Consider the following 20434-nt stretch of genomic DNA (forward strand, 5'->3'; position numbering starts at 1 on the left):
CAACACAATCTTTAATTCAATCTGTTAAAAAGACCATTAGGTGCTTGGATGTCTATCAGGCGCAATATGGATGATGAGTAATAAAGCGCTGCTGGTCGATGTACGTGAACCCATTGAGCACCTACAACAGGCACCCAATGCTGCCATGCACGTACTTATCGGTTCGTAAAAAAAGAGCCCCACAACGCACAAGGCAGTAAAAATAGTCAATAGGCTAGTAATGACGGTGAGCGGCCACCTTGTCTCGCTGATAAATCAATACTCACTCTCCGAGTACACTTTGCGACGCCCAATTTTCAGTATTTAACGGCTTTTTAAAGCACCTAGGATTAAACCAACACCATAATATCAACACCACTAATAAGGGCCAAAACCCGCCCTGTAGCGTGTTTCGCCACCACATGCATGCCAACCAGCAATGGTAAACAACTATATCTTGTCCATACACTCCAAGGGTTGGCGTGACAAGCCCAAACGTCATCGCTCATGGCGAAGTATTTCGCAACAAAGTTCTCAAACTTCATCACAACTTTCCTTATAGATCTAAAGTGTATTACAACGTAGCGCTGAAGTTCACAGGAGACTGTTTAAAAATGTAGCAGCTTTACAACAATTGCTGACGCTTTTTGCCAACTCCCTAACAGCACTCAAAAACAACTATTTGTAGACTCAATGTTTCTTTTACAAACACAACATCCACAACCACAAGGGACTGTTTATCATGACGCCGACATCAGGGTACCCATCAATTTTAATTGCGACGATATTACTTTTAAGCGGCTGCCAAGATAATCAGGATCATCGCTCAGATTTACAACGTTCAGCTGGTATATGGCAAAAGCCCGCTTATGGAGAAGCGCTCAATATCACCATGAACAGAGTTATACGCTATGAATACAACCGCTATGGATGCCTTCAGACATCAGAGCAGGCACACCTTGAAAAAACAGCTCAATTAGACTCCATCGCACTTTCCCAAGCTAGACGTTTACGTATGGAAAAAAAGGGGCAAGTTTACCCAAATTACTATGAACAACTCGATGCTCTGCCATCTCAGTGTAATCATCCACTGACCATTTCTGGCTCATCCCCCCCCAGTGTAATTTTTGATTACTTTTGGCACACATTTAATGATTACTATGCTTTTTTCTCTCTAAGAGATGTTGATTGGCAAGCACAGTATGACCTATATCGTCCTCAGATCACGCACGCTATGTCAGATGACGAACTTTTTGATGTACTCGCAGAAATGGTGGCCCCTTTGCAAGATATGCATGTCACAATTTCATCGTCACAACAGGAGTTCTTCACCAGTAAACCCACCCCCATACTTGATGCCATTCAAGCAGACGCAGATCAACTGCGCTCCCAAGGGAAAGCGAATGATTTACCCAGTCTATTTGCCCAATATCAAAGGAAACTACAAACCATTAGCCAACACTACATTGCTCCTGAAACTTTGAGCACCCAGCCTCAACAGAGCGACAATGCGACCGTAATGTGGGGAAAGACCTCATCAAATGTTGGCATATTGGTGCTCAATAATATGGACGATTACGCCACACACTCAACCGCGGATGAACAACAACACCTAAAAGCTGCGCACGAGATGATGACCCGAGTAATCACAGATCTAAAAGACACCGAAGCGATGATCATCGATATACGCCATAATATAGGGGGCGATGACGCCATTTCTTTGGCCATCGCAAGCTACTTTGCTGATCGCGATGTACTGGCATTCAATAAGCAGGCCATCAATCAAGCTGGCAGAGGCATCCCTATGCGTCAAAAATTAACCGCCAACCCACTCGCTTATACTAAACCCATTTATTTGCTTACTAGCCAGCTTACGGTCAGTGCTGCGGAAGTATTTACCATGGCGATGGACCAATTCAAACAAGTCACCAAAGTAGGTGAAGAAACCGCAGGAGCACTGTCAGGCGCATTGCGGTTCACCCTCCCTAACGGCTGGAAAATCAGCTTGTCTAACGAGGTCTATCGCAATGCACAAGGGGATGCTTTTGAACACGTTGGCTTTATACCTGATCATCAAGTGCCCGCGTTTAGCCGACACGACCTCGAAGTGCAGCGATTCGAAACCTATGACTTCGTCCTCAACAAACTTCATAAATCATCCAATAATGAGATCGATATTCTGGATTTTGAAAATCAAGTTATTGCGCTGCAATCGCAAGGCAATATTCCAAACATTGCGGTCAATATTATCGCACACGGTCAATCAGTCTACAGTCAAGGATTCACAATGAATAGCGAGCACCCAGTTGATGCTGATACCCCATTTTATCTCGCATCTTTGGACGAAGTATTTATTGGAGCCGCCATTGCCACAGCCAGTTTGGAAAAGCACCTAGATTTAGATGAATCAATTTACCCACTGCTGCCCTTTACAATAGATTACCCTGAGAAAATTAGCTCTGAACTAACACTTACCCAATTGCTTACTCACCGTAGTGGTATTATTGATAACCCTGCAGTGCTTAGCTGCTCAGAAACAGACGCAGAACAGTCACGGGTATTGTTATTTCCTTGTACCAATACGCCAGTTCAGCGCGAAGAGTTTTTACAAGCTTATTTGACTTCAGCAGGCGAGTTATATCATCTCAGTAACTTCTCAAGTCACTATGGCTTGATTCCAGGGGAGTTATCCACATATTCACATGTCGGTGTTGAATTGGCCACTTTTGTTTTGGAGCAAAGTCATCAGGAAAGCATTTCTGCATTGACCCAACGCTACGTTTTCGAGCCACTTAATATGCATAACACCTATTGGCAAGCAACTCAAAAGACAGAGTTTGCTAAAGGCCAGCTTATCTCAACAGCCAATGACCTCAGTCATTTTCTAACAACGCAATTAGAGCAAAACAAAATGGCTCAATTACCTATAGCCAACTATTTTTGGCGAGTAGACAATCAAAAGTCTTATCACCGTGGTCAAGGGAGTGCGTCTAAATCTCATTTGTTTGCTGATTATTACAATCAAACCGGTTATATCTTGTTAACGGATGCCAACACAGAATCAAAAGAGTCCGCGATAGCATATCAAAAACTTGAGCAATTAATGTTTAAAATGGCTTTACAACTGAGCCATCGCTCTCAACACCCACATTAATGAGGCGAGAACGAAGCAGCAGAGGGTTTTGGTGGCTCAATTAAATGTGTGGGGATCTTAGGTAAATGATATGGCGCCACAAGCTTATCTAAGGTTTTATCTATCGCCATTTCATGCATTTGTTTTGATATTAACGAGCCTAATTGAGAGCTTGCAAAGTCTGCACTCATCACCATATACCCGTAGATCTCTTGTGTATGACGATATTTCATTTTTTTCAATTTATGGATAGGTTGATCCAGAGCACTCATAGCAACATCGGCCGTGTCTTCAACCGCGATAACAAGGTCGACTCGTCCTCTTAAAACTAAATCAACCGCGACGCGCTCCGAGGGAACCGCGACCTTATTGAGGCTGTTATCTTTGTCGAATTTTGGAAAAAAAGCGCCCCCACGCATTACCGCAATGCGCTTGCCACGTAAGTCGTCATAGCTATTCACTTCTACTCCGCTGACTTCTGTACCGTAGAAAACAAAAGAGGAAGATAACACCATGTAAGGTGGTTCGACAAAAGACATAATTTTCTGACGTTCAGGCGTTTTAATAAGTCCCCCCATGACATCCACTTTTCCTTTGCTGAGAAGACGAACACAGCGAGAAAATGGACAAGGAACGGTATTAATTTTGTACTTTTTCTCACTCGTTAACTGGGCATAACGCAAGATATCCAGAATCAGGCCCTGAGAGCGGCTGTCATCGCTAAGGCGACTATAGGGGGGAGCATGATCAATGGCAACGTGCACTACTTGATCGACCGCTTGGCTTTGTGCGCTATATATCAATACTAACAAGCTCTGTATGAGCACGGCATAAAACTTCATTCAATCACCTACTCAAAAACCACGCACACATAATGCTATATACTCAGCTTAACTGCAAAAATACTTAATTATTCCAAAACATAAAGAACTATAACATATATTATCGCCACAGAAACGCAACAACAAAATACATTCTCTGTAATAACCATATCATAAGCATAGAGCAGAGACTCATCATTTTTTAGTAATCATGAGGTTGTTCACTAATAGCGGCGCTTCTAGCCTCGCTATGAGAAGCGGTAGGGCTTTAAAATACGGTGGCAGTCACTTGAAAGAAGCGCTGATCACTTGATATGGACGCAGCTCAAACTCAGCCATTAATACGAGCATTTGATCTAGAATATCAGCTTGAATATGTTCATAACTCACCCAGCTTTTGTCTCTACTAAAACAGTAGAACTCGACAGGCAATCCATGCTCAGTCGGAGACAATTCTCGCACCATACATGTGCACTGCGTGTTTATCTCAGGCCGCTGCTTCAATAACCATTCAGCATACAGGCGGTATAGGGTTAAATTACTACATCGGGTAGGCAGAGATAGCATATCGAAGGCCGCAAATTTATGCTTGTAATCTGCTAGCTGTTGCGCATCAATTAACTTAACACTATTCATATCAACCGCGATTGCTCGCTTAATACGGCGCCCTGGCGACTCCTGCATCGCTCGCCAGTTCTTAAAAGAGTCAGAAATCAACGCATAGGTTGGAATGGTAGTTACTGTATTATCCCAATTTCTCACACGGACTGTATTTAAACCCAAATCAATGACTTCACCATCAGCCCCAAAGGTATCAACCTGGATCCAATCTCCTGTTGCAACTAACCGATTGGCCGCGATTTGAATACTTGCAACCAAACCTAAAATGGTGTCTTTAAACACCAATAGCGTCACTGCTGCTATAGCACCGAACCCAGACAAAATATAAGTCGTTGATTTATCTACCATAGTACTCACAACTAATACACTGGTAACAATGAAGATCATCAGTTTGACCAGCTGAACAATGCCCTTGATTGGCACATCTTTGGCAAATTTCTGCTGTTGATAAATTGCATGTGCAATATTAATCAATGAACTAATCAAAAAACCAAAAGCGATGATCAAGATAACTTGCGCAGCAACTTTGAGTTGTACCATGGCCCAAGACGGTGCAATAAACATGTGCTTATAGATCACCACAAATAAAATGCTGCAAATGAGTAAAGCGACTCGGCCACTCAACTTGCTTAGTTGTGGTGCAAGAAATGCGATTTTGGCACGTGAAAAATTAGACACAAATTGCTTTACCTTAGGTACCAGTGCCAGCTTAATTCCGGCAAAAACAACCAGCAATAGGCCAAAAGACACAAAATTAGTAATGATAGCCAAAACATAAGGGTGTACATCAGCACTGCCAAAGAGTGGCACGATAAAGTCTTGTACATGCCCTGCATTCATAGCTGTCCCACCTCTTCCTCGTAATCACTACTAACAGTGTGATACTTGTCTTCAATAGCTGCAATGCGTACCGATTTTTCTAACCAAAGGGCATTCATATACGCCTGAAATTGAATACGGTATTGTTTATCCGTTTGGTAGTCTCCCTCTGGTAATTGCGCCATAGGCGTATATTCCACCACTACCGTAATGGCGTCTAATCTACCTAGCATAAAAGCGCGACATATATGGGACTCTGTACCGAGATACACCAAGGTAGTGTTCAGTAGCCCGTCAATTTGAGAGCTCAATACATCCAAGGCAAAGGCAGTTCCACCAGCTTTTGGCTTTAATAAATTACTGTATGGGCTCGACTGGTGCTGTTGCTTACTTTGCGTAAATCGAGTGCCTTCGGCAAAATTAATCACCGTTGTAGGATGGTGTCGAAAGTTCTGACAGCTTTGCTTGGTGCGCTCAACATCCATACGCTTTAACTTCGGATTTTTCGCAATTTCTGTTTTGCTTGCGCGTTTCATAAACGGCATATCCAGTGCCCATGCACCAGTGCCGATAAGTGGCACGTATTTCAGCTCATCTTTTAAAAAGAATTTAGGGGCGGGTAATACCTCTTGTGCGCTCAGCACCACGATATCAAGCCAACTTATATGATTTGATATCAATAGGTACCAACCATTAACTGACACCTCTTTTGGCATCGTAACACGCAGTGATACTCCACCCAGTTTAAGCCCGACACGATTACCAACACACCACTTGTGGTAAGCCCAGTGCAATAGCGATGACAACAACTTCATACGTATGGACCACTTTAACACCCCTAGTATTAGTATAATCAGGCCCCAGACAACAGTATTTAATATTAAATAAAGCGCACCCACCGCCCCACAAAACCACTTTGGTAGCATACTTTTCATTGTCTCGTTTCCCTTGTACTTCGACTTACCATAACTTCTAACAGCTCACGCTATTCTGTGGCTTCTGCCAGCTGTTCCATACGCTCATCTTTTTCTGACCATAAACGATTGAGCTCCCCCTGAAACTGAACACGAAATTCATTATCACCGCTGTAGTCACCAACCAGCTTTTCACTCACTGACATCAGTTCTACTTGGACATTGATTTCTCTGACTTTACCAGCAACAAAGTCCATAAAGGTTGGCACCCCATTCGGGTAGTGAATTGTGACGTTAACCACCTTATTAATCTGATCACCCATTGCCTGCATCACAAACGCGATGCCACCAGCCTTTGGCTTCAACAAATGTTTGAATGGGCTCTTCTGCCTTTGATGCTTTTCTTCGGTAAAGCGTGTACCTTCAACAAAGTTTACGATACTCACTGGCATGGTTTTAAATTTTTCACAGGCCTTGCGTGTCGTTTCGATATCTTTACCTTTGAGCTTAGGGTTCTTTCTAATTTGGCTTTTACTCGTACGAGTCATAAATGGGAAGTCTAGAGCCCACCAAGCAAGCCCAAGGAAAGGCACATACAGTAATTCCTTCTTTAAGAAAAAATTTAAAAATGGAATTTTTCGATGTAGCACACGCTGCAATACTAAAATATCTACCCAGCTTTGGTGATTGGCTATCACTAAATACCAATCTTTCTCGGTGAGGGACTCAGCGCCAGTTACTTTCAACTGATAAGGTGCAATACATTGTTGATTTACGTTATTACCCGCAACCCACATACTGGCACACCCTTTGGCCATTTTGCTTAGTAGCCTCTGCAATGCGGGAATGGGGATCAACTTGAGCAATCCACATATAAATATTGGTACAAACCAAAATAAAGTATTGAGGATATATAAAATTAACCCTAGGACTTGACGGACTAGCGACATGCGGAGTTCCTTTACTACTGTTATTCTCACTGACTACACTCAGCCGCATCTCTCACAAGCTTTACGGCTGGATGTATCATACGTGTTTTAACGCTCAGAAAAAATCAGAGCAGTGTGCTTATTTAATCTTCAAAATAAGTATAACCAGCCAACCCTGACTGCAGCTCCTGTAAATAGGCGTCTTTGGTTTGTTGTGTGGTACTTAGCCCTTGTACAGTTTTGGTAAAATTATCAACCAATTGCTGCTTATCGTAATGAACAAAACGCAATACATCTTCTACACAGTCCCCCTTCAAGGCGTTGGTGAGCTTATAACCTTGCTCATCAAGCTCAACATGCACCGAATCGGTATCACCGAATAAGTTATGTAGATCGCCTAAAATTTCTTGGTATGCACCCACCATAAACATCGCCAAATGATATTGCTGTCCATGTTGGTATGGTGGCATAGGCAAGCTAGACTCGATACCCGCCCCCTCTACATAATCTCGTATCTGACCATCTGAGTCGCAGGTTATGTCTTGAATTATGGCTCTTTGCGTCAGTGGCTTATCCAAATCATTTATTGGCATCACTGGGAATAATTGTTCAATCCCCCATACATCCGGTAGTGACTGAAATAAAGAAAAGTTCACAAACAGTTTGTCTGCTAACTTCTCATTCAAGTCGTCCAGCACTTCACGATGTGCTCTTGATTGACCACTCAAGCTATCTCGTACACTGCGCAAGATAGTAAAATATAACCGCTCAATTTGCGCCCATTGCTGCATGCCGATTAAGCCATGAACATATTGATCATGGGCATCACCAAATAAGTGCATCGCATCATGATAGGTCTCTAATGCTAGTCTTGGCGTTAATCGAGACAAAGCTTCCTTCAACTCCTGTATAGTATGGTGCTCATCTTCACATGGCTGGCTATCAGTTGCATCGCTCGGGGCTGTTTCAATATCGATCACATCGGTAATCAAAACAGCATGATGCGCAGTCAGTGCTCGGCCAGATTCGGTGATAATATCAGGGTGTGGTAAATCATGTTGCTCAGCAACTTCTGCAAAGGCATTCACCACGTTTCTTGCATACTCTGCGACCGAATAATTCATTGAGCATGCACTACGCGAACCTGACCCCTCGTAGTCCACACCTAGTCCACCACCGACGTCGACCGTTTTAAGAGGTACACCAAGTTGGGTAAGCTCTGCGTAATGTCGCGCACACTCCCTCAACGCGCGCTGAATATCTCTAATGTTGGCAATTTGAGAGCCGATATGAAAATGCACAAGTTGCATAAGGTGTAGCTTATTTTGTTTGCGCAATGTCTCTACCGCATCGAGTACTTGGCCTGCTGTTAAGCCAAATTTCCCTTTTTCACCACCGGTATTTTGCCACTTACCTTTACCAATTGAGTTGAGACGGATACGGATACCAATTGAAGGTTCGATTTGTAGGTCGTCTATTTCATCAATCAACGCATCTAATTCAGAGAGCTTTTCAACCACAATGTGTACATGGTGCCCCATGGCTTGACCAATTAATGCTAGACGCAAAAACTCTCGATCTTTATAACCATTGCAAACAATGGTTATGGGTTTACTCGCAAGGCCAAGTATCGCCATAAGCTCTGGTTTAGAACCGGCTTCTAAGCCTACCAAACCACTTGGATGACTCAATAACTTACTGACCACAGAGCGTTGCTGATTCACTTTGATCGGATACACGCATGTGTACTTACCCTGGTAACTTTTCTGCTGGCGTGCATGGGTAAATGCATCAGTTAGTGTGTCGACTCGATTCTGTAGAATGTCTGTGAAACGTACTAGTACAGGCAGAGTTAAGCCCTGTGCTTTAAAGCGCTCAGTTAGCTCTGATAACGAGATCGGCGCTTTATTGCGATCACCATCTGGAAAAGCCACCAGCGCACCGGTGTCATCAATATCAAAATAACCATCACTCCAATGTGTCACATTGTAAGTTTCCCGTGCGGTTTCAACTCCCCACTTCATCATTGTCTCAACTATAAAAACCCAATATTGTGCTCATTTTAATACGCATATCCTTGTTTAGCGATAGGCAAATACAGCTTTTCTGCAAGACCTTCCCCTCCTCAATCGATAACTTTTTTGTGCGCAGACAAACTGACTGCTTTCGACTAAAATAGATTGAGCAAATTAGTCGGCGCTGGCAAAATTGCGCCAAGTAATAACTCAATGTGAAGGCAAAAATGTCTAAATTAGAAGCAAACCGTTGGTTTACAGAGATAAGTGATCGCGATGGCAGCGCTTTTTCTCTGCGAATAAACAAAAAGCTCGATGAAGTGCAATCTCCATTTCAAAAAGTAGAAATGTATGAGACCACTGATTTTGGCAACCTCATGATTATTGACGGTTGTACCATGGTGAGCACACGTGAAAACTTTTTCTATCACGAGATGATGAGCCACCCAGCCTTATTCGCACACCCAGCACCTAAAAACGTAGTCATTATTGGTGGTGGAGACTGTGGTACATTACGTGAGGTACTAAAGCACCCTGATGTTGAGTCAGTAACGCAGATAGACATTGATGAAGTCGTCACGCAAATGTCGTTGAAGTACTTTCCTGAGCTATGCGCCTCTAACGATGACCCACGTGCCACCGTTATGTTTGACGATGGTATCAAGTACATGCGTGATGCTGCCGCCAGCTCCATTGATATAATTATTGTCGATGGTACGGATCCTGTGGGACCTGGCGAAGGGTTATTTAACCATGCTTTTTACACGAGCTGCTTAAATGCGCTACGTGAAGGCGGTATTCTCATTCAGCAAAGCGAGTCACCGTTGATGCATATGCCGCTGTTGAAGGATATGCGCCGCGCGATGAAAGATGTTGGCTTTTCCGATCTGCAAACCTTACCTTTCCCACAACCAATTTATCCGAGTGGTATTTGGTCTGCGACGCTTGCTCGTAAGGGTTCTGAATTTGCGGGCTTCAGAGAACAAGACGTAGACAATGCAGAGTTTGCGACTGAATATTACAACAGTGGTATTCACAAAGGTGCACTCGCAACACCTAACTTTATGCGTCGCGCATTTGATAGCGAATAATCGCTCACCAATAAAAAACCCAAGCACTGCTTGGGTTTTTTACGCTATGTCACACTTCTACTTCTGATGATACTGGCGGCTAAATTCATGAACAGAGTTAATGAATACACCTGCATTTTCAGGGTCAACATCAGGCGTAATGCCGTGACCTAGGTTAAACACGTGACCACTGCCCTCACCAAAACCAGCTAAAATAGATTGAACTTCTTCGCGGATACGTTCAGGTGTACCGTGTAGCATTGCTGGATCCATATTACCTTGCAGCGCAACCTTATCACCCACACGACGTTTTGCATCCGCAATATCAATTGTCCAATCTAAGCCAATTGCATCACAGCCGGTTGCTGCAATCGACTCGATCCACTGACCGCCATTTTTAGTAAATAACGTCACCGGTACTTTGCGTCCATCATGGTCACGGATCAGGCCGTCTACAATTTTGTGCATGTATTGCAAAGAGAACTCTTTGTAGTCTTTTGGACTTAATACACCGCCCCAAGAATCAAAAATCATCAACGATTGCGCACCCGCTTTTACTTGGGCGTTTAAGTAATCAATGACCGAGTCAGCGACTTTATCTAAAAGCAAATGCAGAGTTTGCGGCTCAGCAAATGCCATCTTCTTAATCTTACCAAAGGTCTTGCTACTACCACCTTCAATCATGTAGGTCGCCAATGTCCACGGAGAACCAGAGAAGCCAATCAGTGGGACTTCACCTTTCAACTCTCTACGAATTGTGCTTACCGCATTCATCACGTAACCAAGATCATCATTTGGATCAAGTTTTGGAAGCTTTTGTACATCGGCTAAAGACGTAATAGGTCGCTCAAACTTTGGACCTTCACCAGTTTCAAAGTAAAGTCCTAAGCCCATTGCATCTGGAATGGTTAAAATATCACTGAATAAAATCGCTGCGTCTAAAGGGTAACGACGCAATGGCTGTAGTGTCACTTCGCAGGCTAGCTCTGCATTTTTGCAAAGACTCATAAAGTCACCTGCTTGAGCTCGGGTGGCTCTGTACTCAGGGAGATATCGACCAGCTTGGCGCATCATCCATACAGGAGTAACATCAACCGGCTGCTTCTGCAACGCGCGTAAGTAACGATCATTTTTCAACTCGCTCATAGCGTTATTCAATTCCAGTGCTGTAAAAATTGCTCGAATTGTATCACCTTATGGTCAAGCCCCCTAGCTGTTCACTCGTTAAAATAGCGCCAATATGATCTAGATTAACATTCACTATCTTTTAATATGCAACACTCAAAAAACAGCTGATTAATTTTTGTGTTCGAAATACAAAGATAAATATCATACTAATCAAAATTATATGTGTCAGATAGCAAAAAATGCGACGAGCGCATTTGCACCTTATTAGAAACCTTGCTATAAAATGCCTGCGCAAAACAACAACAATAAACACCTTCTAATAAGAACAAGCGAAAAGCTAAACTGTATTAGACCACCCTAGGGTGGTTTTTTTCTTGGCGCGTTCAGAATCATGCCAAGAAAAAAGTCTTTGTTAGTTAATACTTAATTAGAATTATTAACAACCACACTCAATAAACCCAACTAAGGTACAAATGCAAGAAAATCTCCACTTTTTGCAAAAAGTGGTTGATCTTTTCATCAGTTTTCCTTTTCATAGAGGGCAAGATAACGTATTCGGTAGTACCAAATTGCTGTCTTTTTTTGGGTCCAAGCTCACATCAAGTTTTGGGCGTTCTTAAACACAGTGTGTTCTTTGAGAAAGTGCAATTTGGTCATTGCAGGGCCTAATAACAAAACGACCCGCTAAGGAGATAACTATGCTTTCACGGTTAGAACAAGCCCAACAAAAATGGGGAGGGAGCCATAGTGTAATCGACAATTGGCTTATGGAACGTCAGGAGCTGTTGCTGCTGTACTATAAAGTTGCGGGACTATCTCCATTCGAAAACAGCGATAACGCACTGCCTGAGCAGGTTCAAATCCAGTCTTTTTGCCAAATATTAATGGATTACTTATCCGCAGGGCATTTCGAAATTTATGACAACATCGTCGCAGCATGCAAAGAGAAAGGCCCTGAAAGCCTGAAACTAGCGCGCTCCATCTACCCAAGAATCACCGCTTCGACCGATTTAGCATTAGACTTCAATGACAAATATGCAGAAGCAAAAACAGATAGTGGGCTAGAGGACTTTGACAAAGATCTTTCATCACTTGGAGAGGCTTTAGAGCAGCGTTTTGCGCTTGAGGATGAATTAATAGATAACCTCTTCGCCAATCACAGCGAATAGTACTTAATTAATAAAGGGCCCAAGGGGCTAATGCCGATCAGTTTAGGCATTAATTGTTCGAGTAATAGAACGATCTTTTGAGTATGTAAGAATCCGATAGACTATGTTTATCGGATTTTTTTATGCTCGTATCTCAGGTCATAAATAGTTATAACCTAATCAGGTAGAAACGCTTGCTGATTGACTCCCTTTAGAGTGGATTGAAGAAGCTTACTCTCGTACCGATACCGTCACGCTTAGAAAGCGAAAGTTGACGTTGGAGTCTATGGCTTGGCTGTTGCTGTAAATGAAATGGTATTGGCCGAGCAACCAATAGAAAACACGCCAGATAACAACTTAACCATGTTTGACCGAGACTTTTATTCGTTAGGTTTATTACATAAATGGGCAAATACAGGTGTGGAAAGACATTGGTTAATCCCCTTGAAAAAGAATGTTCAATATGGAGTTGTCCGCAAACTTGGGCAGCAAGATAAACTAGTTAAATTAAACAGCAGTGCAAGAGCTAGAAAGTTATGGCCTGATTTAGCGAACGCACTCGTTGTTCGTGTAGTATCTCGAAACATACAAGGCAAGCAGTACGATGTTCTTACCTATTTCTTACCTATATGACTGACCCAATGAAGTACCCTTCAGCAGAGATATCTAATTTATATAGTCACCGTTGGGAAATAGAATTGGGTTATCGAGAACAAAAACAGTATATGTTTAGCAACCGCCTTACACTTAGAAGCCGTTTGCCAGAATTGGTCAAGCAACAACTCTGGGGGGTACTACTGACATATAATCTCATTCGATATCAGATGACACAAATGTGCATGATGTTAAAGGGAGATTATTTACCGTATCAACTTAGTTTTAATGGTGCGCTTGGCCATATAATGAGATTAATAATTGGACTGCCGCATTCTTCACCTGGTACTTTACCAAGGCAGCTCAAAAACTTTTATGAAATAACAGAAAGCTTGATTCTGGCTCCTAGATGACAAAGGACATTCTCTAGATGGCTAAAGAAGCGACCAAGTCGCTACCCTACAAAAAGAAATGCCGCTCACCTTAAGTGAACGGCATTGGACCCAAGGGGCCCTTTTTTAATGCTGCAAATTACTCTGCTGGCTTTTCTTTATCTTCTTGGATCTCAAGTAGCTCAACTTCAAAAACAAGTGTTGAGTTAGCTGGGATCTTACCAAGGTTACGCTCACCATAACCAAGCTCTGAAGGAATTGTGAACTTGAACTTTGAACCAACAGGCATTAACTGTAGACCTTCAGTCCAACCAGCAATAACTTGGTTAAGTGGGAAAGTAGCAGGCTGGTTGCGAGAGTAAGAACTATCAAACTCAGAACCGTCTAGTAGAGTACCTTTGTAATGTACTTTAACGATGTCTGTTGCAACAGGCTTTTTACCTTCACCCGTTGACATCACTTCATACTGAAGACCAGACTCAGTAACAGTTACACCATCTTTCTTCGCGTTTTCAGCAAGGTACTTTTGACCTTCTTCTTTATTCTTCTTCGCGTCAGCTTCTCCTTTAGCAGTTTGCTTTTCACGTACAGAACTATCTAGTGCAGTTAACACTTCACGAATTTTTTCATCGTCAAGTTTCGCGTTACCAGCAAGCGCATCTTTAAAACCGCGCATTAACAGCTCTTGATCAAGCTCGATACCAAGTTCTTTTTTGTCAGCAAGGTCTTTTTGCAAGAAGTTACCAACTGAAGCGCCAATACCGTACGCTTGTTGTTGAATTTCAGTTTCAAGTTTTACTTCTTCAACCTTTGCAGTTTCCTGCGCCTTTTGATTACAAGCAGTTAGCGCAAGTACTGAGGCTGCAATTAAAGACAGCTTAATAGTTTGTTTCATTTTATTCTCTCCGACATCCGAGCAGCTAGAAATCAATGTTGCTCTCTAACCTCATTGTCTTGTTAAATAATTATTAATATAAAAAAGGTGATGTCACATTATCACTCATTGCCGTCAAAGCCAAGAATCTCACTGCTACAGCTCCACCAAGGGAAATATCAGTGTGATAGACGACATTAGTTCCCTGATACGCTAATATCAGGTTTGTGGGCCAATCAATTTTACCACTAGTCTACTCGGTGAAAATCATAGAGTTAAGGGGAAATACCGAATTTATGGCCAAATTTTTTAAAATGCACATACTGCTCTTATTTAGTGCCGCAATTGTTGCAGTATCTGGATGCTCACCGGACAGCTCAAAAGCAAATCTTACGGTAGAACATGCTGCGAGAGGTGCATTTGCTGCTGCTATTTCACACGACGGTCGTTACAGTTTAGTGTCATCTGTAGAACACGGTGTGGTTTTATGGGACAACACAGCTCACGGACTGCAATATCAGTGGACACATTCAGATCAACCCGACGACCTAGTCCACTCCCTTGCTATTGCACATGATAACTCAACAGCAGTCACAGCAGCCAGCAACCGCTTTGCTGTTTGGCGTTTATCTGACGGCAACAATATTGGTTATTATCAGATAGATACCGGCACAATTCGAGACATTGCAGTGAGCAATAATGGTCGCTATGTACTCTATGGTCGCAGCGACAATGTGGTTGTCCATCTCGACTTAGATAGCGGAAGACGCTTAGAGTTCCTTGGACATCAAGAAAAAATTAATAGTATTGCTCTATCCCCTAATGGTCACTTTGCGCTGACAGGCGCTAATGACTATAGCGCTTACTTTTGGGATACACGAACAGGGCAAGTGCTCCATCGTTTCAATCACCCCAGTAGAGTCACCAAAGTTGCACTCGATCCACAAGGACGCTACGCATTTACTGCTGATAGCATGAAAAAAGCCAGCATATGGCAGCTCACTTCGGGTGATCTTGTCGCACAATTACAGTATATTGCTCGCCAGAAAATCTTTAGCGCCGTGCGCTTTAATCAGCAGGGAGATCTTCTCGCAACAGGCTCACCTAATCGTCAACTCACATTATGGCGAGTAAGTGATGGTGTCAAATTGGATACTTGGCTCGTTAAACCCCGTGAAGGAAGCCGACCCAAATCAGCCGTCGTGTTTGATGTTGCGTTTGCGAAAAGAGATTCACTGCTTGTCACAGAAAGCTCGAGTGGCTTAATGGAACAATTCGAAAGAGTAAAAGAGTAATGACAGAATTAGAAAATCGGGTGATCGAACTGGAAGCAAAAGTCGCGTTTCAAGAAGACACCATCGAGACACTCAACGATGAGTTAAAAGTTCACCAGTCTCGACTGGCGACTATGCAGCATCAAATTAAGCTGCTGGCTCAAAAAGTTAGTGAAGGTAAAGACAATAACATGATGCCAATTGAGCAAGAGCCACCACCACCGCATTATTAACCTTCATCAGTGATAATGCGCCTTGTTGCGCATCATAGCCTCTGTTATTGAGGCTTAAACACGCCAATCACTTGCTCAAATTGACGGGTTGATGCCTGCACTGCTTCTTCTGGCTGTGTCATAGAATGACCGCACTCTACACATTCTACTTTTTCAACATCATGTTCTTTGTATAACATCATTACGTCCATTTTGTTACACGCTGGGCATGATGCGCCCGCAATAAAACGCTTTTTAGTTCTCACAATACTACCCCGCCTTCTCTGTGAAAGGGTTATTTTATATTAGTTCACCGCGCTTTGATACGCTTGTCGCTGAGTAATAGATCCATGTTATCATGCAGTCAGAAGATTTAAGTCGAGCATATTATGATCCAACTTTCTGATATTGAACTGTTACGTGGCGGTAAAACACTGCTAAAAAATGCCAGTGCTACTCTTTTTGCCCAACATAAAGTCGGCCTAGTCGGTGCCAACGGCTGCGGCAAATCCTCACTATTCGCTTTGTTAAAGTCGCAATTGCACGCTGATGCCGGTGATTTTCAGATCCCAAAAGATTGGTCTATTGCATCCGTAAAACAGGAAACACCTGCGCTATCCATTTCTGCGCTTGAATATGTGTTACAAGGCCATCGGCAGTATTATGCATTACGTGAAGCACTTCACGAAGCAGAAGCCAAAGCAGATGGTGAACAGCAAGCTAAAATTCACCAACAGTTAGAGCTTGTGGGCGGGTATGGTATTGAGGCCAAAGCAGGAGAGCTTCTTCACGGACTTGGCTTTAGCAACGAGCAACTGGCATTTGCCGTCAGTGAGTTTTCAGGTGGTTGGCGGATGCGTCTAAATTTAGCTCAAGCCCTGATCAGAGATGCCGACCTATTGTTGCTCGATGAACCTACCAACCACTTAGATCTCGACGCCGTATACTGGCTAGAACGCTTTCTAAAAGCGTATCAAGGGACTTTAGTGCTGATCTCCCATGATAGAGAATTCTTAGATGCTGTCATTGACCAGATTTGGCATATAGATCAACAGTGTATCAATGTCTATAAAGGTCATTACACGCAGTTTGAACGCCAAAAAGCGGAGCGAATGGCTCAGCAGCAAGCGATGTTTGAAAAACAGCAGGAGACTATCGAGCACTTAGAAAAGTTCATTACGCGCTTCAAAGCTAAAGCCAGTAAAGCTAAACAAGCTCAAAGCCGAGTGAAAGCACTCGAACGGATGGAGAAGCTCGCGCCAGCGCACGCAGATTCACCCTTTAGCTTCGAGTTCGTAAACCCAGAAAATATCCCCAACCCGCTGATGACGCTTGACCAAGCCCAAGCAGGGTACGGTGAAGTCACCATACTGCACCAAATTAAACTCAATCTAGTGCCAGGTAGTCGTATTGCACTGTTAGGTCGAAACGGTGCGGGTAAATCAACGCTTATCAAACTACTAGCTGGTGACATAAAACCTCAAGCGGGAGAGGTATTTCAACACCAGGGGCTGAAAGTGGGTTACTTTGCTCAGCATCAATTAGAGTCTCTAGATTTACAAGCCAGTGCGGTCACCCATTTACAACGGCTAGACCCTCACGCCACAGAGCAAAGTCTTAGGGACTTTCTTGGCGGGTTTGCTTTTCATGGTGACAAGGCACTTGAACCAGTTGCTCCTTTTTCGGGCGGAGAGAAAGCTCGTCTGGTACTGGCTATGTTAGTGTATCAACAACCTAACCTCTTATTGCTAGATGAACCCACCAACCATTTGGACCTAGAGATGCGTCATGCCCTCGTGATGGCACTACAGGGTTTTGAAGGCGCCATGGTAACTGTTTCGCACGACCGACATATGCTGAAAAATACCGCTGACGAATATTACCTTGTTGATAATGGTACTGTTTCCGCTTTTGGTTATGACCTAGATGAGTACTACCAATGGCTACTCAATGCCAATAAAGAAGCAAAACAAAAACCAAGTGTCGATGAAAAAGCGCACTCTAGTGTCAATCGTAAAGAACAAAAACGCTTAGAAGCAGAGTTTAGAAAGTCAGTACAACCTTTGAAAAAGTCCATAGACAAATTAGAGAAGTCGCTCGATAAGCTCACCAATGCGCTTGCTGAAGTTGAGAGCCAACTGGCCGATAACTCACTGTACGAAGCAGACAACAAAGCCAAACTTGCCGAACTATTGGCACAGCAAGCTAAGTTAACCCCCGAGCTCAACGACACTGAGGAGTCTTTGCTCATGGCACTTGAAGAGCTGGAAGAAAAAGAAAGCCAGTTCTCCGAAAACGGTACGGTATGCTAAGGCAAGACCGTTTTTGGCACTATGCATGCCAGCTGTACGGGAATAAGCAAATAGAGGAAGTGCTTTTGCACTTCCAAGATGCGCATGGTAAAAATGTCAATTTGTGTCTGCTACTGGACTATCTGGCTGTACTCAATCAGCAGCTTTCGCAAGCGGATGTCAATGCACTGATCCAATGTGCTGAGAAGTTAGACGAACAACTACTTTCACCCTATCGCATAATTCGTCGTACTTTAAAAATTGAACACAGTACTTCCCCTAGCTACTCGACGGCACGAACAAGCTTGTTAAATGCGGAGCTTGAATTAGAAAAGCTCCAACAACACTATCTGATTGAGCAAGTGAATACGTGCTCAACATCACATAACACAGGCGCAAACAACCTTGCACTATACTTGCCAGAGTCCCTCGTGCAGCAGTTTCTCAGCGCCAAATCATGATCAAGATCAAGCGTCAACACGAGTCAATATCGGTTATTTTATAAACTTGATCTCGATCATAACGATCATTGTAGCGCTCCTCTACTATTAATTCATCGACAAATTGAGGAGACACAGCCATGAACGTATTCTTTAGAGATTTCTTTACCGACCCAGTGTTGTTTTTATCTTTTGGCATACTTGGGATCGTGATCGCGCTGTGCATCTACTATGTTTACTACTTTGTTAAAAAGGTCAATGAAGCAGAAGCACCTGAGTAAGCACATGTAGTTCGAAAAGATTGTTAAGCAAATTTAGTTCCCGTTTCAAGAATTAAGCACGACGCACAAAGCACCTTACCAGCCCAGCTGGTCGGGTGCTTTTTATTTTCAGCAACACTATTTCGTACCGTTAATTATCTTTTATGCGCAGCTCTGATACACTGGCGAAGTTAAAGAGTTAGCAAGAGAACTATTCTAATTTATGTCACAGCAGCTTGATCTTACTTTTAGACCAGCTTGGTGGATGCGTAACCGTCACGCACAAACAATACTTCCGAGAGCATTTAGGCCCAGGCTCAAAGCCAATGTCGATTATGAGCATCTTCAAACACCTGATGATGACTTCCTTGAATTAGCTTGGGCTAAAAATGGTAATAAACAGGCCCCTATAGTGATTGTCTTACATGGTTTAGAAGGCAACATTAATAGCTTTTACGCCAAAGGTATGCTGCAAGCCCTCGCCAAAACAGGGCTTGATGCCGTGCTGATGCACTTTCGTAACTGCTCTCGCGAAGTTAATAGACAAGCTAGGGCTTACCATAGTGGCGAAACGCAAGATCTCGGCCACCTAATTAAGACTTTACAAGAACGCTTTCCAGATCGCGCACTGTTTGCAGTTGGGTTTTCTTTAGGAGGTAACGTATTAGCGAAATATTTGGGCGAGTGTGGTCAAAGCAGTGGACTACTAGGTGCCGCAGTTGTATCTGCCCCCTATCACCTTTCCTCTTCTTGCCAAGTGATCCGAAAAAGCTGCTTTAAGCTGTATCAAAAATACTTATTAGATAGGATGAAAAAGTCGTTCTCGCGAAAGCTTGGTCAGATAAATGGTCAAATCCAATTAAATGCAGACCAACTTGCCGAAATTAACGACTTATGGCAATTCGATGACCAAGTAACGGCACCATTACATGGGTTTAAAGGCGCTGAAGATTATTATTCGCAGGCCAGCTCACAATCTTATTTAAGTCTAATTGAAACACCGACTTTACTGATCCATGCAGAAGATGACCCAATGTTATCTAAGCAAGCAGTGCCTATTGCTGCGCAGATCAGTAAACATGTACAGTTGGCAGTGTCACAGCGCGGAGGACATGTCGGCTTTATCGCAGGTGCAAACCCATTTAACCCCATATATTGGTTAGAACAAGTCGTTCCAGCCTATATTCATTCTCTTATTAAATAGTGACATTTATGCTGATCCCATTTCAACAGATTGACCCAACCACTTTAGTTAGCCTTATTGAGCACTATGTCTTACGCGAAGGGACTGACTATGGTGACAATGAAATAACCACTGAACAAAAAGTCGCGCAAGTAAAAGCGCAGCTACAAAGCGGCGAAGCCTTAATCGTATTCTCTGAACTGCACGAATCAGTCACCATCGTGAGCAAAGCTCAGTTCCAAGCTATGCAGAGCGAAGACTATCAATCTGAACACATTTATTAATACCTAGCGAGAATACTGTTTTTGGGATTGAGCCGCGTGAATTAGTTGTTACA

General features: G+C 43.1%; 19 protein-coding genes and 2 pseudogenes. 12 read left to right on the forward strand and 9 right to left on the reverse strand.

Annotated elements, in window-relative coordinates:
* Positions 1-262 precede the first annotated feature (262 nt).
* Positions 263-524, reverse strand: a pseudogene (locus N482_RS01100) (DUF6653 family protein).
* Positions 525-721: 197 nt separating this feature from the next.
* Between N482_RS01100 and N482_RS01105 the strand changes: the two are divergent.
* Positions 722-3133 (forward strand): serine hydrolase, encoded by a 2412-nt coding sequence (locus N482_RS01105; RefSeq protein WP_063375333.1) that lies wholly within the window; start codon positions 722-724, stop codon positions 3131-3133.
* Here the strand turns inward: N482_RS01105 and N482_RS01110 are convergent.
* The 5 genes from N482_RS01110 to speA form a co-directional block, all read right to left on the reverse strand.
* Positions 3130-3954: a substrate-binding periplasmic protein gene (locus tag N482_RS01110; protein ID WP_081227625.1), complete on the reverse strand. Its 825-nt coding sequence runs from the start codon at positions 3952-3954 to the stop codon at positions 3130-3132. The genes N482_RS01105 and N482_RS01110 overlap by 4 nt on opposite strands.
* Positions 3955-4218: 264 nt before the next feature.
* Positions 4219-5394, reverse strand: a complete 1176-nt coding sequence (locus N482_RS01115; protein WP_063375334.1) for a mechanosensitive ion channel family protein — start codon at positions 5392-5394, stop codon at positions 4219-4221.
* Positions 5391-6308: an acetyltransferase gene (locus N482_RS01120; RefSeq protein ID WP_063375335.1), complete on the reverse strand. Its 918-nt coding sequence runs from the start codon at positions 6306-6308 to the stop codon at positions 5391-5393. Before N482_RS01120 ends, N482_RS01115 begins: the two co-directional genes overlap by 4 nt.
* Positions 6309-6358: 50 nt before the next feature.
* Positions 6359-7237 (reverse strand): acyltransferase, encoded by an 879-nt coding sequence (locus tag N482_RS01125; RefSeq protein WP_063375336.1) that lies wholly within the window; start codon positions 7235-7237, stop codon positions 6359-6361.
* Between the two features lie 122 nt (positions 7238-7359).
* A complete protein-coding gene (gene speA / locus N482_RS01130) occupies positions 7360-9240 on the reverse strand; it encodes a biosynthetic arginine decarboxylase (RefSeq protein ID WP_081227627.1) in 1881 nt (626 codons plus the stop codon).
* A 218-nt stretch (positions 9241-9458) separates the two neighbouring features.
* Here speA and speE point away from each other — a divergent pair, with 218 nt between their 5' ends.
* On the forward strand, positions 9459-10322 hold the full coding sequence (gene speE, locus N482_RS01135; protein ID WP_063375338.1) for a polyamine aminopropyltransferase: 864 nt from the start codon (positions 9459-9461) through the stop codon (positions 10320-10322).
* A gap of 57 nt (positions 10323-10379) precedes the next feature.
* Here speE and hemE read toward each other — a convergent pair whose 3' ends face one another.
* The gene (hemE, locus tag N482_RS01140) at positions 10380-11447 is read right to left on the reverse strand and encodes a uroporphyrinogen decarboxylase (RefSeq protein WP_063375339.1); all 1068 of its coding nucleotides are present in this window, start codon (positions 11445-11447) and stop codon (positions 10380-10382) included.
* 680 nt (positions 11448-12127) lie between these two features.
* Here hemE and N482_RS01145 point away from each other — a divergent pair.
* The 3 genes and pseudogenes from N482_RS01145 to N482_RS01150 form a co-directional block, all read left to right on the forward strand.
* On the forward strand, positions 12128-12598 hold the full coding sequence (locus N482_RS01145) for an Rsd/AlgQ family anti-sigma factor (protein ID WP_063371498.1): 471 nt from the start codon (positions 12128-12130) through the stop codon (positions 12596-12598).
* A 199-nt stretch (positions 12599-12797) separates the two neighbouring features.
* On the forward strand, positions 12798-12884 hold the full coding sequence (locus tag N482_RS26000; RefSeq protein ID WP_419555001.1) for a hypothetical protein: 87 nt from the start codon (positions 12798-12800) through the stop codon (positions 12882-12884).
* Positions 12878-13662: pseudogene (locus tag N482_RS01150) on the forward strand (IS4 family transposase); the annotation flags it as partial. The gene N482_RS26000 and the pseudogene N482_RS01150, both read left to right, overlap by 7 nt.
* A gap of 40 nt (positions 13663-13702) precedes the next feature.
* Here the strand turns inward: N482_RS01150 and fkpA are convergent.
* Positions 13703-14458, reverse strand: coding sequence for an FKBP-type peptidyl-prolyl cis-trans isomerase (fkpA, locus tag N482_RS01155; RefSeq protein ID WP_063375340.1), 756 nt, complete (start codon positions 14456-14458; stop codon positions 13703-13705).
* A gap of 275 nt (positions 14459-14733) precedes the next feature.
* On the opposite strand from fkpA, the gene N482_RS01160 reads away from it, so the two are divergent.
* On the forward strand, positions 14734-15732 hold the full coding sequence (locus tag N482_RS01160; RefSeq protein ID WP_081227629.1) for a WD40 repeat domain-containing protein: 999 nt from the start codon (positions 14734-14736) through the stop codon (positions 15730-15732).
* The gene (locus N482_RS01165; protein ID WP_063375341.1) at positions 15732-15944 is read left to right on the forward strand and encodes a SlyX family protein; all 213 of its coding nucleotides are present in this window, start codon (positions 15732-15734) and stop codon (positions 15942-15944) included. Before N482_RS01160 ends, N482_RS01165 begins: the two co-directional genes overlap by 1 nt.
* A 44-nt stretch (positions 15945-15988) precedes the next feature.
* On the opposite strand, the gene N482_RS01170 is transcribed toward N482_RS01165, so the two are convergent.
* A complete protein-coding gene (locus tag N482_RS01170) occupies positions 15989-16189 on the reverse strand; it encodes a YheV family putative zinc ribbon protein (protein WP_063371495.1) in 201 nt (66 codons plus the stop codon).
* Positions 16190-16312: 123 nt separating this feature from the next.
* On the opposite strand from N482_RS01170, the gene N482_RS01175 reads away from it, so the two are divergent.
* From N482_RS01175 to N482_RS01190, 5 genes are all read left to right on the forward strand, one after another.
* On the forward strand, positions 16313-18235 hold the full coding sequence (locus tag N482_RS01175) for an ATP-binding cassette domain-containing protein (protein WP_063375342.1): 1923 nt from the start codon (positions 16313-16315) through the stop codon (positions 18233-18235).
* Complete coding sequence (locus tag N482_RS01180; protein ID WP_063375343.1) at positions 18229-18675, forward strand: TIGR02444 family protein; 447 nt, start codon at positions 18229-18231, stop codon at positions 18673-18675. Before N482_RS01175 ends, N482_RS01180 begins: the two co-directional genes overlap by 7 nt.
* A gap of 119 nt (positions 18676-18794) precedes the next feature.
* Positions 18795-18935, forward strand: coding sequence for a hypothetical protein (locus tag N482_RS25085; protein ID WP_196763566.1), 141 nt, complete (start codon positions 18795-18797; stop codon positions 18933-18935).
* A gap of 202 nt (positions 18936-19137) precedes the next feature.
* On the forward strand, positions 19138-20118 hold the full coding sequence (locus N482_RS01185; RefSeq protein ID WP_063375344.1) for a hydrolase: 981 nt from the start codon (positions 19138-19140) through the stop codon (positions 20116-20118).
* 8 nt (positions 20119-20126) lie between these two features.
* Positions 20127-20381 (forward strand): YheU family protein, encoded by a 255-nt coding sequence (locus tag N482_RS01190; protein WP_063375345.1) that lies wholly within the window; start codon positions 20127-20129, stop codon positions 20379-20381.
* The last annotated feature ends 53 nt before the right edge of the window (positions 20382-20434 follow it).

Origin of the sequence: Pseudoalteromonas luteoviolacea NCIMB 1942 (assembly GCF_001625595.1) — a bacterium.
Lineage (GTDB): Bacteria > Pseudomonadota > Gammaproteobacteria > Enterobacterales > Alteromonadaceae > Pseudoalteromonas > Pseudoalteromonas luteoviolacea_A.

Coding starts and splice junctions, on each gene's coding strand:
- N482_RS01175 (WP_063375342.1), top strand. CDS start 16,313: ATGATCCAACTTTCTGATATTGAACTGTTACGTGGCGGTAAAACACTG.
- N482_RS01115 (WP_063375334.1), bottom strand. CDS start 5,394: ATGAATGCAGGGCATGTACAAGACTTTATCGTGCCACTCTTTGGCAGT.
- N482_RS01145 (WP_063371498.1), top strand. CDS start 12,128: ATGCTTTCACGGTTAGAACAAGCCCAACAAAAATGGGGAGGGAGCCAT.
- N482_RS01185 (WP_063375344.1), top strand. CDS start 19,138: ATGTCACAGCAGCTTGATCTTACTTTTAGACCAGCTTGGTGGATGCGT.
- N482_RS01160 (WP_081227629.1), top strand. CDS start 14,734: ATGGCCAAATTTTTTAAAATGCACATACTGCTCTTATTTAGTGCCGCA.
- N482_RS01110 (WP_081227625.1), bottom strand. CDS start 3,954: ATGAAGTTTTATGCCGTGCTCATACAGAGCTTGTTAGTATTGATATAT.
- speA (WP_081227627.1), bottom strand. CDS start 9,240: ATGAAGTGGGGAGTTGAAACCGCACGGGAAACTTACAATGTGACACAT.
- N482_RS01165 (WP_063375341.1), top strand. CDS start 15,732: ATGACAGAATTAGAAAATCGGGTGATCGAACTGGAAGCAAAAGTCGCG.
- speE (WP_063375338.1), top strand. CDS start 9,459: ATGTCTAAATTAGAAGCAAACCGTTGGTTTACAGAGATAAGTGATCGC.
- N482_RS01190 (WP_063375345.1), top strand. CDS start 20,127: ATGCTGATCCCATTTCAACAGATTGACCCAACCACTTTAGTTAGCCTT.
- fkpA (WP_063375340.1), bottom strand. CDS start 14,458: ATGAAACAAACTATTAAGCTGTCTTTAATTGCAGCCTCAGTACTTGCG.
- N482_RS01105 (WP_063375333.1), top strand. CDS start 722: ATGACGCCGACATCAGGGTACCCATCAATTTTAATTGCGACGATATTA.
- N482_RS25085 (WP_196763566.1), top strand. CDS start 18,795: ATGAACGTATTCTTTAGAGATTTCTTTACCGACCCAGTGTTGTTTTTA.
- N482_RS01120 (WP_063375335.1), bottom strand. CDS start 6,308: ATGAAAAGTATGCTACCAAAGTGGTTTTGTGGGGCGGTGGGTGCGCTT.
- N482_RS01180 (WP_063375343.1), top strand. CDS start 18,229: ATGCTAAGGCAAGACCGTTTTTGGCACTATGCATGCCAGCTGTACGGG.
- N482_RS01125 (WP_063375336.1), bottom strand. CDS start 7,237: ATGTCGCTAGTCCGTCAAGTCCTAGGGTTAATTTTATATATCCTCAAT.
- hemE (WP_063375339.1), bottom strand. CDS start 11,447: ATGAGCGAGTTGAAAAATGATCGTTACTTACGCGCGTTGCAGAAGCAG.